Consider the following 13,978-nt stretch of genomic DNA (forward strand, 5'->3'; position numbering starts at 1 on the left):
CCGTCTCACGGGGGTGTGACCAGCCATGTCCGCAGGAGGTTTCAGCAAGCTGCCGAACGGCAGCGTGGTGGTGGCCCTGACCCTGCCGAGCCCGTACGCGGGCGGCGGCAACGTCAGGATGATCGTGCACGCGATGAACCGCGCCAGGGCGTTGACGCGGCTGCGGAACCTGGGTATGCGGGCCGTCTATCTCCGCGGCAACGCGGAGCCGCCCACGCCGGACGAGATCACGGCGGTGCTGCATCACCCGGACGGGTTGATATGGCGTACGGCGCCGGACGGTGCGGCTGAGCTTTGGCATCCGATCAGGGCGTTGAAGCGGCAGGCCTTGCAGGGGCAGGCCTTGCAGGGGCATTCCCCTGGGCAGAGACCCGGTGCTCCGGGGTTCGGCGTCAGGCCCAGGCCTACGGGGGTCTGAGCGGGGCGCTTGCTGGTGCCTGCGGGTCCGGTGGGGGCTTGGCGCGCAGTTCCCCGCGCCCCTGATCGGGGTGTGGGCGCTTTTCTTGTCTGCGGGTCGGTGGGGGCTTGGCGCGCAGTTCCCCGCGCCCCTGATCGGGGCGTGGGTGCTTTTCTTGTCTGCGGGTCCGGTGGGGGCTTGGCGCGCCGTTCCTCGCGCCCCTTGCGGGGCCTTCCTTGTGAGGTTGGTCTAGACCACCGGCTTGCCCGTTAGTTCTACGCCCGCCTTGCGGAGGTCCTCCAAGGCTCGTTCCGTTGTTTCCTTGGAGACGCCTGCGGTCAGGTCCAGGAGGACTGTCGTGGCGAAGCCCTCGCGTACCGCGTCGAGTGCCGTGGCGCGGACGCAGTGGTCCGTGGCGATGCCCACCACGTCCACCTCGGTGATCTTCCGGGCCCGCAGCCAGTCCGCCAGCAGGACGCCGTTCTCGTCGGCCCCCTCGAAGCCGCTGTAGGCGGCCGAGTGGGCCCCCTTGTCGAAGACCGCGTCGATCGCCCCGGACGCGACGGCCGGCGCGAAGTTCGGGTGGAAGCTGCCGCCCTCCGTACCCGCCACGCAGTGCGGGGGCCAGGAGTGGGCGTAGTCCGGCTGGTCCGAGAAGTGGTCGCCGGGGTCGATGTGGTGATCGCGGGTGGCCACCACGTGGCGGTAGCCGGCGGGCGCCTGACCGGTCAGGTCGGTGATCGCGGCGGCCACGTCGGCACCCCCGCTGACCGCGAGGCTGCCGCCCTCGCAGAAGTCGTTCTGCACATCGACGACGATCAGAGCGCGGCGCATCGGGTGTCCTTCGGTCGGGCAAGACTCGCTGCCGGTGAGGGCTCGGCCGGATGAACCGAGCGTAGAGACTTCGAGCGCGCAGCGGGAGAGGGCGTTCGAGCGCCCCGCTCTCCGCTCCGGCGCACAATCGGAGGCAATCGTCAGACGTATTCCGTCGGAATGACGGCCTCGCCCTTCGACAGCTGCGTGGCCGACAGCGGAAGCCGCCCCCGCGCCGCCGCGTGCCGGTCGCGCACGGTGTCGAGCGGCTCGCGCGCAAGCACCTCGCCGCCCTTGACCAGCTCGACGAGCAGCTGGTGGTCGGCCAGCTCCGCGGGCACCGCGCCCGTGCCGATCACCTCGGCCTCGGCGATCCCGTGCTCGTCCGGCCGCCGGGCGGACCACTTGCGGCCGCCCACGGACGACTTGGCGCCGAGCGACTTCTTGGCCACCGGCTCCAGCGGAGCCTTCGGGTCCGCCGAGTGGGCGCGGGCCACCAGCTTGTAGACCATCGAGCACGTCGGGTGCCCGGACCCGGTGACGAGCTGCGTGCCCACGCCGTACGCGTCCACGGGCGCCGCCGCGAGCGAGGCGATGGCGTACTCGTCGAGGTCCGACGTCACGACGATCCTCGTGTTCGTGGCGCCGAGCTCGTCCAGCTGCTGGCGCACCCGGTGCGCGACCAGGAGCAGGTCACCGGAGTCGATGCGGACGGCGCCGAGCTCGGGACCGGCGACCTCCACGGCGGTGCGGACGGCGGCGGTCACGTCGTACGTGTCGACGAGCAGCGTCGTGCCGGGGCCCAGGGAGTCGACCTGGGCCTGGAAGGCGTCGCGTTCGTTGTCGTGCAGAAGGGTGAAGGCGTGGGCCGATGTGCCGACGGTGGGGATGTCGTAGCGGAACCCGGCCGCCAGATCGGACGTGGTGGTGAAGCCGCCGACGTACGCGGCGCGCGAGGCGGCGACGGCCGCCAGCTCGTGCGTACGCCGTGCGCCCATCTCGATCAGCGGGCGCTCCCCGGCGGCCGAGGCCATCCGGGAGGCGGCGGCCGCGATCGCCGAGTCGTGGTTGAGGATGGAGAGGATCACCGTCTCCAGGAGCACGCACTCCGCGAAGGAGCCCTCGACGCGCAGGATCGGGGAGCCGGGGAAGTAGACCTCGCCCTCGGGATAGCCCCAGATGTCGCCGCTGAAGCGGTACGACGCGAGCCACGAGAGGGTTTCCTCGTCGACGACGCGGCGCTCGCGCAGGAATCCGATGACGTCGGCGTCGAAGCGGAAGTTCTCCACGGCGTCCAGGACCCGGCCGGTGCCGGCCACCACTCCGTAGCGGCGCCCCTCGGGCAGTCTGCGCGTGAAGACCTCGAAGACGGAGCGCCGGTCGGCGGTGCCGGCCTTCAGCGCGGCCTGCAGCATCGTGAGCTCGTAGTGATCCGTGAAGAGCGCTGTCGACGGAACATCCACCGGCAGCCCAAGGTCCGCTGTGTTCATATGAAGGATGCTACCCCGCATCTCGTCACTCTGACGATTTCCTGGCCCATTTGTGCGAGGGCCCCCTCCGGGTGGCAGCATGGGTGGGGTGAGTACGGCTCCTGCAGAGATCACCCGCCCGGAATCCGACGAAGAAGCCTTCGCCGTCCCGGAGCCCGACGTTCCCTGGATCACGCTCGTCCACAACGACCCGGTCAACTTGATGAGTTACGTGACCTATGTGTTCCAGTCCTACTTCGGGTACTCGAAGGAGAAGGCCACGAAGCTGATGATGGACGTGCACCACAAGGGCCGCGCGGTCGTCTCCACCGGCTCCCGCGAGGAGATGGAGCGCGACGTACAGGCCATGCACGGGTACGGCCTGTGGGCCACCCTCCAGCAGGACCGGAAGTAGCGACGCATCTGATGCCAGGACAATTCGAAGCCATTCCCGGGGGCGGCGCCGCCGTCGCGCTCGACGAGGTCGAGATCTCGATCATCCGCTCCCTCGCCGTGCAGCTCCTGGAGCTGATCGGCCCGGGACCGGCCGAGGACGCCTCCGACGACCCCCTCGCGGAGCTGTTCGCGGAGGGTCCGAGCGAGCCGCCCGCCGACCCGGTCCTCAAGCGACTGCTCCCGGACGCGTACGGCGGCCCCGGCAGCGAGAAGGCCGATGAGGACGAACTGCGCGCGTACTCCTCCGAGTTCAGGCGCTTCACCGAGAACGACCTGCGGGCCAAGAAGCGCGACGACGCCCTGGTGGTGATCCGCTGCCTCGACGCCACGGCGTCCAGGGGCGAGGGCGGCGCCGTCCTGAAGCTGTCCGCCGACGAGTCGCGGCACTGGCTGGGCGCGCTCAACGACCTGCGCCTCGCGATCGGCGCCCGCCTCGAAGTGACCGACGAGGACGACACGGACCTGCTCTTCCAGCTGCCCGACGCCGACCCGCGCAAGCCGATGGTGATGGCCTACCTCTGGCTCGGCGGTCTCCAGGAGACGTTGGTCGGCACGCTCATCGGTTAGAAGTCACACCGTAGCTTCCGCAAAGTCGGTGTATAGACCAGTGACCATCACCGTTCGCTCATCGGACGCTCAAATCCGGATAACGATCGCGTCACTTCCGTGCCCGCCTTTGAGGCCGTGAGGGAATTTTGTCCGGTTCTTCTCGTGGCGTGAGCCACACGCGGCTCGACCGATCACTGTTGCGGCCGTGATAAATCTTCACGACCACTCGGTGACGCCACCCATGTCACCGGTGGCGCTCGGGCCGGCAGACCGCCGGTAGCACTCCATCCATATCCGGGGGGATCAGGACCTGATCCGTTGCCATCCGCAGACGCGGGCACGGATCTAGCGTGGAGAAAGGCGTCACCATGACCTCAGTGCAGGTCGAAGAGCATCACGACGGCAATGAGGCCGGCGGAGCGGGCGGTTCGTCCGGCTCCTCGGGCGAGGGCTATCAGCGCGGGCTCGGGGCCCGGCAGATCCAGATGATCGCGATCGGCGGTGCCATCGGCACCGGCCTGTTCCTCGGCGCGGGCAAGGCCATTCACAAGGCCGGCCCGAGCCTCATCCTGGCGTACGCCATCGCCGGCCTCGTCATCTTCTTCATCATGCGGGCCCTGGGCGAGCTGCTCATGTACCGCGCCGTGTCGGGCTCCTTCTCGGAGTACGCGCGCGAATTCATCGGCCCCTTCTTCGGGTACGTGACCGGCTGGACGTACTGGCTCTTCTGGGTCGTCACCGGCATCACAGAAGTAACGGCAGCGGCCCAGTACATGCAGTACTGGACCCACGACGCCATCCCTCAATGGGCCTACGCGCTGATCTTCACGGTCATCCTGTACGGCGCCAACCTGATCTCCGTGAAGCTCTTCGGCGAGCTCGAGTTCTGGTTCTCGATGGTCAAGGTCACCGCGATCATCGGCATGATCCTGATCTGCGCCGGCATCCTCACCATCGGCTTCTCCGACGCCGGTGACACCGCGTCCGTCTCCCACCTGTGGGACCAGGGCGGCTTCTTCCCCAACGGCATCGGCTCCACGCTGATGACGCTCCAGATCGTGATGTTCGCCTTCCTCGCCGTCGAGCTGGTCGGCGTCACCGCGGGCGAGTCCAAGGACCCCAAGACCGTCCTGCCCAAGGCCATCAACACCGTGCCGTGGCGCATCGCCGTCTTCTACGTCGGCGCGCTCATCATGATCCTCTCGGTCGTGCCGTGGACCACGTTCCAGCCGGGCGTCTCGCCGTTCGTGGCGGCGTTCGAGGAGATGGGCCTGGGTATCGGCGCCGCGATCGTCAACTTCGTCGTCCTGACGGCCGCGCTCTCCTCCTGCAACTCCGGCATGTACTCCACCGGCCGCATGCTGCGCGACCTGGCGCTCAACGGCCAGGGCCCGAAGTTCTTCACCAAGCTGACGAAGAACGGCCTGCCCCTTGTCGGCACCACCTTCTCGGCCACGCTGATGCTGGTCGGCGTCTGGATCAACTACCAGTGGCCGGGCGAGGCGTTCAACTACGTCGTCTCCTTCGCGACCATCTCCGGCATGTGGGCCTGGATCATGATCCTGGTCTGCCAGATCAAGTACCGCCGCAAGGCCGACCGCGGCGAGCTGCCGCAGTCCACCTTCCGGGCGCCCGGCGCCCCGTACACGAGCTGGTTCGCGCTCGCCTTCATCGCGATGGTCATCGTGATGATGGGCATCGACAAGGACGCGCGGATCTCGCTCTACGCGGCTCCGGTCTGGGCGCTGATCCTCGGTGTCGGCTACCTGGTCATGCAGCGCAAGAACAAGGACTCGGCGGACGGCGGCCGGCCGGGCCCGAAGGACGCGGTCAAGTCCTGACAGCCTGACGGTGGAGTCCTGATCACCTCCCGGACGTCCTGAGCACCGCCTGATCACCAGCTGATCCCAGCATGTGGGCCGGTCCGTACCACTCTTCGGTACGGGCCGGCCCTTCTGCTTATCCTGGCTGCCATGCTGACCCTCACCCAGGCCCTCCACGACCAGATCGTCGCGCACGCACGCCAGGACCACCCCGACGAGGCCTGCGGTGTGGTCGCGGGCCCGGAGGGCACGGACCGCCCGGAACGCTTCATCCCGATGCTGAACGCGGCCCGCTCGCCCACGTTCTACGAGTTCGACTCCACCGACCTCCTCAAGCTCTACCGCGAGATGGACGACCGCGACGAGGAGCCGGTGATCGTCTACCACTCGCACACGGCCACCGAGGCATACCCCTCGCGCACGGACATCTCGTACGCCAACGAGCCTGGCGCCCACTACGTCCTGGTCTCCACGGCCGACACCGACGGCGCGGGCGAGTTCCAGTTCCGCTCCTTCCGGATCGTCGAGGGCGAGGTCACCGAAGAAGAGGTGAAGGTCGTCCAGGCATACTGAGCTGACCTTTGAGGCGGCAGGACCCAGGAAGCCGGTGCGAGTCCGGCACGGTCCCGCCACTGTGACCCCACCCCTCGCGGGCGGGGCAGTCAGGAACTGACCTGCCGCCTTCTTCTCCCACGACGCAGGGGACGCGGAAATCCCCTGGAGGAGGCAGCTCAGCCATGTCCCGTCCCATACGCGCGTCCCTGCGCGTGCTCACCGCCGCGGCCCTGCTCGCCCCGCTCGCCGCGTGCTCGTCCGCCTCCGAGGGCGGCACGTCGAAGTCGGAGTCCGAAGCCCCCGGCTTCCCGTACACGGTCACGAACTGCGGCGTGAGGACGACGTACGACGCACCCCCGAAGCGCGCCGTGACGATGAACCAGCACACGACGGAAGTCATGCTGGAACTGGGCCTGAAGGACCGCCTTGCCGGAACGGCGTACCTGGACGACAAGGTACTGCCGCGATACGCGAAGGCGTACGCGGACACCCCCGTCCTCGCCGAGGAGTACCCCTCGTACGAGAAACTCCTGGCCGCGAACCCCGACTTCGTCTACGGCGGCTACGTGAGCGCCTTCCAGGCGGGCGAGGGCCGAAGCCGCGAAACCCTGGCGAAGTCCGGCATCAAGAGCCGCCTCAACGTCGAGGGCTGCGCGAAGCGGCCCGTGTCGATGAACGACGTCTACCAGGAGGTCCGCGAGGTCGGCAGCACCTTCGGCGTGCGGGCGCGGGCGGACGAGTGGGTCGGCGAGGCCAAGCGGGAACTGGCCGCCACGGCCCAGAAGCTGAAGTCCCGGAAGCCGCTCCCCGTCTTCGTCTACGACAGCGGCGACAAGACCGCGTTCACGGCGGGCGGCCGGGGCATCGGCAACGACATCATCGAGCGGGCGGGCGGCAGGAACGTCTTCGCCGACCTGGACAAGTCCTTCGGCGACGCGTCCTGGGAGTCGGTCGTCGACCGGCGGCCCGAGACGATCGTCATCCTCGACTACGGCGGCACGACGGTCGCCCAGAAGAAGAAGCGCCTCCTGAACGACCCCGTCCTCGCGAACGTCCCCGCCATCAAGCACAAGCGCTTCGCGGTCCTGCCGCTGTCGGACGTGGTGACGGGGGTGCGGGCACCGGGGGCGGTGAAGAAGCTGGCGGACCAGCTGTGAGGCGGCTCTCTGTTTCTCGGCCCGTCCGGCGTTTGAGGACGAACCCGGCGGAGCCGGTGATCGACGGCAACCGTGCCGCGGTCAGCAGGAGACTCCGCTACGGCGTGGTCGTCGCCGGACTGCTCGCGGCACTCGCGGTGGCGGTCGTCGCGGGCCTGGCCCTGGGGTCGGTCCGCATCCCCACGTCCGACGTCCTGGAGATCCTGACGGGAGGGGCACAGCCCTCCCCGTTCCGCACGATCGTGCTGGACGTCCGCCTGCCCCGGGTCCTGCTCGGCGCAGCCGTAGGCGCCGGGCTCGCCGTCATCGGCACCGTCCTCCAGGCCCTCGTGAGGAACCCCCTGGCCGACCCCTTCCTCCTCGGCGTCTCCTCCGGCGCCTCGGCCGGGGCCGTCGCCGTGATCGTCCTCGGGAGCGTCTTCGGCATCGGCGCCGGACTCGCCACCACCGTCACCATCCCCGCCGCGGCCTTCGCCGGCGCCCTGCTCTCGCTGCTCGTCGTCTACACCCTGGCGAGGTCGGGAGGCGGCGGCTTCGCCACCGGGCGGCTGATCCTGGCCGGAGTGGCCGTCTCGTACATCCTCTCCGCCCTGACCAGCCTCATCCTGATCACAGCCGACAGCGCGGACCACCTGAAGGAAGTCCTGTACTGGACGCTCGGCGGCCTCGGCAGCGCCCGCTGGGACATGCTCGCCCTGCCCGGCACCGCGCTCATCGCCGGCACGGCGCTGCTCGTCGCCCTGGCCCGCCCCCTGGACCTGCTCCTGGTCGGCGAGGAGGGTGCCACCGTCCTCGGCCTGGACACGGCCCGCTTCCGCGCCGCCGTCTTCGTCCTCGCCTCGCTCCTGACCGGCGTACTCGTCGCGTACAGCGGGGCCATCGGCTTCGTCGGCCTGATGGTGCCGCACGCGGCCCGGATGCTGGTCGGCGCCGCCCACCGGGCGCTCCTGCCGGTGGCGGCCCTGCTGGGCGCGTTGTTCCTGGTGGCCGCCGACCTCGCCGCGCGCACGGTCGCGGCGCCGCAGGACATCCCGGTCGGCGTCCTCACGGCGCTGACGGGCGGCCCGTTCTTCCTGTGGATGCTGCGAAGGAACCGTACGGAGGCAACCGCATGAGCGTCCCGGCCGAGCTGCGCACGGAGTCCCTCACCTACCGCACGGGCACGGGCCCGGGCGGGAAAACCCTCGTCGACGACGTCAGCCTGCACGCCGAACCGGGCGAGACAGTCGGCCTCGTCGGCCCCAACGGCAGCGGCAAGACCACCCTCCTGCGTTGCGTCTACGGCACCCTCGCCCCCACCGCCGGCCGCGTGCTCCTGGACGGCGCCGACCTGGCGGCGGGCTCGGCCAAGGACCGCGCCCGCCGTATCGCCACCGTCCCGCAGGACGGGCACACCGGCTTCGAGCTCACCGTCCGGCAGATCGTCGCCATGGGCCGCTCCCCGCACAAGCGCTTCTGGGAGGCGGACAGCGCGCGGGACGCCGCCCTAGTGGACGCGGCCCTGGCCCGGGTCGGTGCGGCGGACCTCGCGCACCGCGCCTTCGCCGGGCTCTCCGGCGGCGAGCGCCAGCGCGCCCTGGTGGCGAGGGCGCTGGTGCAACAGCCCGGGGTCCTCGTACTCGACGAACCCACCAATCACCTGGACATCCGCTACCAACTGGAGATCCTCGCCCTGGTCCGCGATCTCGGCACGACGAATCTCCTCGCCCTGCACGACCTCAATCTGGCGGCCTACTACTGCGACCGCCTGTACGTGCTCGACCGCGGCCGTCTCGTCGCGTCGGGAGCCCCGAAGGAGGTCCTGACCAGCAAGCTCCTCGCCGAGGTCTACGGGGTGACGGCGGAGGTCGCGGTGCATCCGGCGACGGGCGCGCCCACGGTCACCTACCTGCCGCCGACCGCGCCACGGCTGCCCCCATCCACGTGATGGACGCGAACCGTCCACCATGCGAGATCACATTCCAGAACCCGGACCGGGAATCGATACGATGACCGCATGGTTCCCCACGACGTGAGCGACAAGATGCCGGGCATGCTGCTCGTTGCGCGTCTGCACGTCGATTTGTGCAGGCTCTCCAGCGCGATCTGTTCGCGCTGACAGCCGCCGCCGTACGGCCGTGAGCCGCGGCGCCATCCCCGCGTAGAGCCTTGCGCAGTAAAGCCTCACGCATCCGCACTTACGCACCCGCACCACCGGGCCGCCGCGCGCCCACCCACGTGACTCTCCCGACAGGAGCCCCCAGCCATGGCCATCGAGGTCCGCATCCCGACCATCCTCCGCACCTACACCGACGGCGCCAAGGCCGTCGAGGGCAGCGGTGACACCCTCTCCGAGCTCTTCGCCGACCTCGACTCGCGGCACGCGGGCATCGCCGAGCGACTCATCGACCCGGCGAACGACGGCAAGCTGCGCCGCTTCGTGAACGTCTACCTGAACGACGAGGACGTCCGCTTCCTGGACGGCATCTCCACCAAGCTCACGGACGGCGACAACGTCACGATCCTCCCGGCCGTGGCCGGCGGCATGGTCTGATCGCGGATGCCTCGCTACGACTCCCCGCTGGCGGCCGTGGGCAACACGCCCCTCGTCCGCCTGCCGCGCCTGTCCCCGTCCGGTGACGTCCGCATCTGGGCGAAGCTGGAGGACCGTAACCCGACCGGTTCCATCAAGGACCGCCCGGCGCTGCACATGGTCGAACAGGCGGAGAAGGACGGCCGGTTGACGCCCGGCTGCACGATCCTGGAGCCGACATCGGGCAACACGGGCATCTCGCTCGCGATGGCCGCGAAGCTCAAGGGCTACCGCATCGTGTGCGTCATGCCGGAGAACACCTCGCAGGAGCGGCGTGACCTCCTCGCCATGTGGGGGGCGGAGATCATCTCGTCCCCGGCGGCGGGTGGCTCCAACACGGCGGTACGCGTCGCCAAGGAGCTGGCGGCCGAGCACCCGGACTGGGTGATGCTCTACCAGTACGGGAACCCGGACAACGCGGGCGCCCACTACGCGACGACCGGCCCCGAGATCCTCGCGGACCTGCCCTCGATCACGCACTTCGTGGCGGGCCTCGGCACGACGGGCACGCTCATGGGCGTGGGCCGCTTCCTGCGCGAGCAGAAGCCGGACATCAAGATCGTCGCCGCGGAGCCGCGCTACGACGACCTCGTGTACGGCCTGCGGAACCTCGACGAGGGCTTCGTCCCCGAGCTGTACGACGAGTCGGTCCTGACGACCCGCTTCTCGGTCGGCTCGGCGGACGCGGTGACCCGGACCCGCGAGCTCCTCGCGCAGGAGGGCATCTTCGCCGGAGTCTCCACCGGCGCCGCGCTGCACGCCGCGATCGGCGTGGGCAAGAAGGCGGTGGCGGCGGGGGAGTCCGCCGACATCGCCTTCGTGGTGGCCGACGGAGGCTGGAAGTACCTGTCGACCGGCGTCTACACCGCCGAGACGACCGAGGCGGCGATCGAAACGCTGCAGGGCCAACTCTGGGCGTAGGGCGTAGGGCTCTGGCGCCCGGCGGAGCGGTTCGTCACCGGCTCTGCCGGGTTCGTCCTCAAGTGCCGGACGGGCTGGATATCTCCAGCCCGTCCGGCGTTTGCGGGTGGGCCTGGCGTTCGGGGTTCTCAGCCCGTCCGGCGTTTGAGGACGAGCTCGGCGCAGCCGGTGATTTCCCGGGCCGAGAGCCGGGGTCCGGGGCGGAGCCCCGGTTTGGGGAAGGGGCGGGACTGGGGAAAGCCCCGCAGGGTCCGCCCCACCCCGCCGCCTACTCCGCCCGCCCTACCCCGCCAGGTACCGCACCTGATCCCACAACGCCGGATCCACCAGCCCCGCCCGCCTGCGGAACTCCCACACCGGAACATCCCGCAGCTCATCCGTCTCCAGAAAACTGGGCCGCCCCCGCGCGTCCCCGACCGACCCCGGCGGCAGCGGAATCACCCCGCCCCGGTCATCGTGGTACTTACTGGTGATCTTCGCGACGACCGCGCTCTCGCCCCGCACGGACAGCACCAGGCAAGGCCGGTCCTTCTTGCCGGGCCCGTCCTCGTACGGCACCCGCGCCCACCAGATCTCCGCCGGTTTCGGCGCGGGCAGCCGACGTCGCGGACCGCGCGGCCGGCGAGGCGGCCGACCCGCGGACCGACCCGCCGGACGACCCGGCGGACGGGTGGCCCGGCCACGGGGCCCGCGGCTGCCACGCCCCCAACCGTCCACCACGGTGGCGACCACCGCGAGCACCACCACAGCGGCCAGGGCGAGCCACCACGACGTATCCATACCGCAGACGGTACCGGCGCACCCCCCGCCCCGCGCGCCCCCCGAACCGGTGACAGCGCAGGTGAGTTCTCCCACAACGGCCCTCGGCGGAGGAGCGACCGGCCCTTTTGCGCCTTACGCTCGACGGACTGAAGCACTCCACGAAGGGCCTCTCGCAAGGCCCTTCGCGAGCCCCGCAAGGCCCCCGCACAACCCCCGTTTCGCTCCCGGAGGTCTCCGCTCCATGAAGCTCACCGTCGTCGGCTGCTCGGGGTCGTTTCCGTCCGCGGACTCGGCCTGTTCGAGCTACCTCGTAGAGGCCGACGGCTTCCGGCTGCTGCTCGACATGGGCAATGGTGCCCTCGGCGAGCTGCAGCGCCATGTCGGTCTGTACGACCTGGACGCGATCTTCCTCAGCCATCTGCACGCCGACCACTGCATCGACATGTGCGCCTACTTCGTGGCGCGCTACTACCGGCACGAAGGCGGCCGCTGCGCCCCCATCCCGGTCTACGGACCCGAGGGCACCGAACAGCGCCTGACCACGGCCTACGCAGACACCCCCTCGGCCTCCTCGATGAGCGAGGTCTTCGACTTCCACACCGTCAAGCCCGCCTCGTTCGACATCGGCCCGTTCTCCGTCCGTACGGAGAAGGTGCACCACCCCGTCGAGGCGTACGGCATCCGCGTCGAGCACGGGGGCAAGTCCCTCACGTACTCGGGAGACACGGGTGTGTGCGGCGTGCTCGACGAACTGGCCGCCGACACCGACCTGTTCCTGTGCGAGGCGGCCTTCACGCACGGCAAGGAGAACATCCCCGACCTGCACCTCAACGGCCGTGAGGCGGGCGAGTCCGCCCAGCGCGCGGGTGCCGCGCGTCTCCTCCTCACGCACATCCCGCCGTGGACGGACCCGCAGGTGAACCTGGCGGACGCGCGAGCCGCGTACGACGGACCGACGGAACTCGCGAAGGCCGGACAGGTATACGAGATCTAGCGCCTGGCGACACGAGAGAGCCCCGCACCGTTGATCACAACGGGCGGGGCTCTCTCAATTCGTACGGCTGAGGCTGAGGCCTACTTCGCCTCGGCCTTGAGGAGCTCGGCGAGCTCCTCGTCGGACTCGCGGCCCGGCGTCGGGAGGTTCCACTTGGTGATCGCGAAGCGGAAGATCACGTAGTAGACGGCCGCGAAGCAGAGGCCCACGAGGGCCAGGCCCCACGGGTTGCTCGCGATGCCCAGGTTGAGGAAGAAGTCGACCGCTCCCGCCGAGAAGCCGAAGCCGTCCTTCATGCCGAGCGCCCAGGTCAGCGCCATGGAGACACCGGTCAGCACCGCGTGGATCGCGTACAGGACCGGGGCGATGAACATGAACGTGAACTCGATCGGCTCGGTCACACCGGTCACGAAGGCGGTGAGCGCGAGCGAGAACATCATGCCGCCGACGACCTTGCGGCGCTCGGGCCGTGCGCAGTGGACGATCGCGAGGCAGGCCGCCGGGAGGGCGAACATCATGATCGGGAAGAAGCCGGTCATGAACTGGCCCGCGGTCGGGTCACCGGCGAGGAAGCGGTTGATGTCGCCGCTCTTGCCCTCGTACGAGCCCGCCTGGAACCACGGGAAGGAGTTGAGGAGGTGGTGCATGCCGACCGGGATCAGCGCGCGGTTGGCGACACCGAAGATGCCCGCGCCCACTGCGCCCGAACCGACAAGCCACTCACCGAAGTTGTGCAGGCCCGTGCCGAGGATCGGCCAGATGTAGCCGAAGACGATGCCGAGGACCAGACCCGCGAAGGCGGAGAGGATCGGGACGAGACGGCGGCCGCCGAAGAAGCCGGCCCAGTCGGGCAGCTTGGTCCGGTAGAACTTCTGGTAGAGCAGCGCCACGACGATGCCCATCACGACACCGCCGAGGACCTTGGCGTCCACCGGGGCCTCGGTCATGACTATCTTGCCGTCGACGACCTTCGCGATCTTGTCGAGGTTCGGGTCGGTGAACGTGGCGAGCACGTTCTTGAAGACGAGGTAGCCGGTGACGGCCGCGAGGGCCGTCGAGCCGTCGGACTTCTTGGCGAAGCCGATCGCGATGCCGACGGCGAACAGCAGCGCCATGTTGTCGAGGATCGCGTTGCCGCCCGCGGCCATGAAGGAGGCGATCTTGGTGATGAAGGTCGGGAAGGAGTCCCGGCCGAGCATGTCGGGGTTGCCGAGGCGGACGAGCAGCGCGCCTGCCGGCAGCACGGCGACCGGCAGCATGAGGCTGCGGCCGATGCGCTGCATGACAGCCATCACGCCGGCGCCCTTCTTCTTCTCGGCCGCGGGAGCGGAACTGGCCGTGGACACAACTTCCTCCAGTGGGCAAGGCGCCGCCAGGGGACATGGAAGTTTGGGACGGCGGCGTCTCCGGGGCCGCGGCGGACGGCCGCGTGGTCTACACCATTTAGTGGTGTAGACCTGTTGTAGCACGGTGAAGGTGACGTAAGGAACCCACGAGTTTTGTGGGGTCC

Annotated in this window: 16 protein-coding genes and 1 riboswitch; of the genes, 12 read left to right on the forward strand and 4 right to left on the reverse strand. The window is 69.5% G+C overall.

The window, feature by feature from the left end; translation table 11 throughout:
- Window positions 1-25: 25 nt before the first annotated feature.
- Window positions 26-418, forward strand: coding sequence for a hypothetical protein (locus IE226_RS07335; RefSeq protein WP_229870601.1), 393 nt, complete (start codon window positions 26-28; stop codon window positions 416-418).
- A gap of 228 nt (window positions 419-646) precedes the next feature.
- Here IE226_RS07335 and IE226_RS07340 read toward each other — a convergent pair whose 3' ends face one another.
- Both IE226_RS07340 and IE226_RS07345 read right to left on the reverse strand, forming a co-directional pair.
- Window positions 647-1,231 (reverse strand): nicotinamidase, encoded by a 585-nt coding sequence (locus tag IE226_RS07340; protein WP_190080217.1) that lies wholly within the window; start codon window positions 1,229-1,231, stop codon window positions 647-649.
- Window positions 1,232-1,371: 140 nt separating this feature from the next.
- Window positions 1,372-2,700, reverse strand: coding sequence for a nicotinate phosphoribosyltransferase (locus IE226_RS07345; RefSeq protein WP_190080218.1), 1,329 nt, complete (start codon window positions 2,698-2,700; stop codon window positions 1,372-1,374).
- Between the two features lie 79 nt (window positions 2,701-2,779).
- Here IE226_RS07345 and clpS point away from each other — a divergent pair, with 79 nt between their 5' ends.
- The 10 genes from clpS to IE226_RS07390 all read left to right on the forward strand — a co-directional run bounded on the left by clpS (window position 2,780) and on the right by IE226_RS07390 (window position 10,712).
- Complete coding sequence (gene clpS, locus IE226_RS07350) at window positions 2,780-3,094, forward strand: ATP-dependent Clp protease adapter ClpS (protein WP_190080219.1); 315 nt, start codon at window positions 2,780-2,782, stop codon at window positions 3,092-3,094.
- An 11-nt stretch (window positions 3,095-3,105) separates the two neighbouring features.
- The gene (locus IE226_RS07355) at window positions 3,106-3,702 is read left to right on the forward strand and encodes a DUF2017 domain-containing protein (RefSeq protein ID WP_190080220.1); all 597 of its coding nucleotides are present in this window, start codon (window positions 3,106-3,108) and stop codon (window positions 3,700-3,702) included.
- 350 nt (window positions 3,703-4,052) lie between these two features.
- Window positions 4,053-5,525 (forward strand): amino acid permease, encoded by a 1,473-nt coding sequence (locus IE226_RS07360; protein ID WP_190080221.1) that lies wholly within the window; start codon window positions 4,053-4,055, stop codon window positions 5,523-5,525.
- 132 nt (window positions 5,526-5,657) lie between these two features.
- Window positions 5,658-6,080 carry a M67 family metallopeptidase gene (locus IE226_RS07365; protein WP_190080222.1) on the forward strand — a complete coding sequence of 141 codons (423 nt, stop codon included), beginning with the start codon at window positions 5,658-5,660 and terminating at the stop codon, window positions 6,078-6,080.
- 1 nt (window position 6,081) lies between these two features.
- Window positions 6,082-6,199, forward strand: a riboswitch (cobalamin riboswitch).
- Between the two features lie 45 nt (window positions 6,200-6,244).
- A complete protein-coding gene (locus IE226_RS07370) occupies window positions 6,245-7,219 on the forward strand; it encodes an ABC transporter substrate-binding protein (protein ID WP_190080223.1) in 975 nt (324 codons plus the stop codon).
- A gap of 32 nt (window positions 7,220-7,251) precedes the next feature.
- Entirely contained in the window at window positions 7,252-8,334 is a 1,083-nt protein-coding gene (locus IE226_RS07375; RefSeq protein WP_373306900.1) for a FecCD family ABC transporter permease, read from the forward strand.
- Window positions 8,331-9,146, forward strand: coding sequence for an ABC transporter ATP-binding protein (locus IE226_RS07380; protein ID WP_190080224.1), 816 nt, complete (start codon window positions 8,331-8,333; stop codon window positions 9,144-9,146). The genes IE226_RS07375 and IE226_RS07380 overlap by 4 nt, the downstream gene beginning before the upstream one ends.
- 69 nt (window positions 9,147-9,215) lie before the next feature.
- Window positions 9,216-9,317 carry a putative leader peptide gene (locus IE226_RS45215; RefSeq protein WP_336605789.1) on the forward strand — a complete coding sequence of 34 codons (102 nt, stop codon included), beginning with the start codon at window positions 9,216-9,218 and terminating at the stop codon, window positions 9,315-9,317.
- 147 nt (window positions 9,318-9,464) lie between these two features.
- The gene (locus IE226_RS07385; protein ID WP_190080225.1) at window positions 9,465-9,752 is read left to right on the forward strand and encodes a MoaD/ThiS family protein; all 288 of its coding nucleotides are present in this window, start codon (window positions 9,465-9,467) and stop codon (window positions 9,750-9,752) included.
- A gap of 6 nt (window positions 9,753-9,758) precedes the next feature.
- Window positions 9,759-10,712, forward strand: a complete 954-nt coding sequence (locus IE226_RS07390; RefSeq protein ID WP_190080226.1) for a PLP-dependent cysteine synthase family protein — start codon at window positions 9,759-9,761, stop codon at window positions 10,710-10,712.
- Window positions 10,713-10,994: 282 nt separating this feature from the next.
- On the opposite strand, the gene IE226_RS07395 is transcribed toward IE226_RS07390, so the two are convergent.
- Entirely contained in the window at window positions 10,995-11,492 is a 498-nt protein-coding gene (locus IE226_RS07395) for a type II toxin-antitoxin system PemK/MazF family toxin (protein ID WP_190080227.1), read from the reverse strand.
- Window positions 11,493-11,715: 223 nt separating this feature from the next.
- Between IE226_RS07395 and IE226_RS07400 the strand changes: the two genes are divergently transcribed.
- Window positions 11,716-12,468: an MBL fold metallo-hydrolase gene (locus IE226_RS07400; protein WP_190080228.1), complete on the forward strand. Its 753-nt coding sequence runs from the start codon at window positions 11,716-11,718 to the stop codon at window positions 12,466-12,468.
- 80 nt (window positions 12,469-12,548) lie between these two features.
- Here IE226_RS07400 and IE226_RS07405 read toward each other — a convergent pair whose 3' ends face one another.
- Window positions 12,549-13,814: a PTS transporter subunit EIIC gene (locus tag IE226_RS07405; protein ID WP_190080229.1), complete on the reverse strand. Its 1,266-nt coding sequence runs from the start codon at window positions 13,812-13,814 to the stop codon at window positions 12,549-12,551.
- Window positions 13,815-13,978 lie beyond the last annotated feature (164 nt).

Origin of the sequence: Streptomyces longisporoflavus, from assembly GCF_014649775.1 — a bacterium.
GTDB classification, from domain to species: domain Bacteria; phylum Actinomycetota; class Actinomycetes; order Streptomycetales; family Streptomycetaceae; genus Streptomyces; species Streptomyces longisporoflavus.

What these genes read in the sequence shown, in the direction of transcription:
- IE226_RS07335 (WP_229870601.1), top strand. Translation starts at nt 26, where the DNA reads ATGTCCGCAGGAGGTTTCAGCAAGCTGCCGAACGGCAGCGTGGTGGTG.
- IE226_RS07340 (WP_190080217.1), bottom strand. Translation starts at nt 1,231, where the DNA reads ATGCGCCGCGCTCTGATCGTCGTCGATGTGCAGAACGACTTCTGCGAG.
- IE226_RS07345 (WP_190080218.1), bottom strand. Translation starts at nt 2,700, where the DNA reads ATGAACACAGCGGACCTTGGGCTGCCGGTGGATGTTCCGTCGACAGCG.
- clpS (WP_190080219.1), top strand. Translation starts at nt 2,780, where the DNA reads ATGGGTGGGGTGAGTACGGCTCCTGCAGAGATCACCCGCCCGGAATCC.
- IE226_RS07355 (WP_190080220.1), top strand. Translation starts at nt 3,106, where the DNA reads ATGCCAGGACAATTCGAAGCCATTCCCGGGGGCGGCGCCGCCGTCGCG.
- IE226_RS07360 (WP_190080221.1), top strand. Translation starts at nt 4,053, where the DNA reads ATGACCTCAGTGCAGGTCGAAGAGCATCACGACGGCAATGAGGCCGGC.
- IE226_RS07365 (WP_190080222.1), top strand. Translation starts at nt 5,658, where the DNA reads ATGCTGACCCTCACCCAGGCCCTCCACGACCAGATCGTCGCGCACGCA.
- IE226_RS07370 (WP_190080223.1), top strand. Translation starts at nt 6,245, where the DNA reads ATGTCCCGTCCCATACGCGCGTCCCTGCGCGTGCTCACCGCCGCGGCC.
- IE226_RS07380 (WP_190080224.1), top strand. Translation starts at nt 8,331, where the DNA reads ATGAGCGTCCCGGCCGAGCTGCGCACGGAGTCCCTCACCTACCGCACG.
- IE226_RS45215 (WP_336605789.1), top strand. Translation starts at nt 9,216, where the DNA reads ATGGTTCCCCACGACGTGAGCGACAAGATGCCGGGCATGCTGCTCGTT.
- IE226_RS07385 (WP_190080225.1), top strand. Translation starts at nt 9,465, where the DNA reads ATGGCCATCGAGGTCCGCATCCCGACCATCCTCCGCACCTACACCGAC.
- IE226_RS07390 (WP_190080226.1), top strand. Translation starts at nt 9,759, where the DNA reads ATGCCTCGCTACGACTCCCCGCTGGCGGCCGTGGGCAACACGCCCCTC.
- IE226_RS07395 (WP_190080227.1), bottom strand. Translation starts at nt 11,492, where the DNA reads ATGGATACGTCGTGGTGGCTCGCCCTGGCCGCTGTGGTGGTGCTCGCG.
- IE226_RS07400 (WP_190080228.1), top strand. Translation starts at nt 11,716, where the DNA reads ATGAAGCTCACCGTCGTCGGCTGCTCGGGGTCGTTTCCGTCCGCGGAC.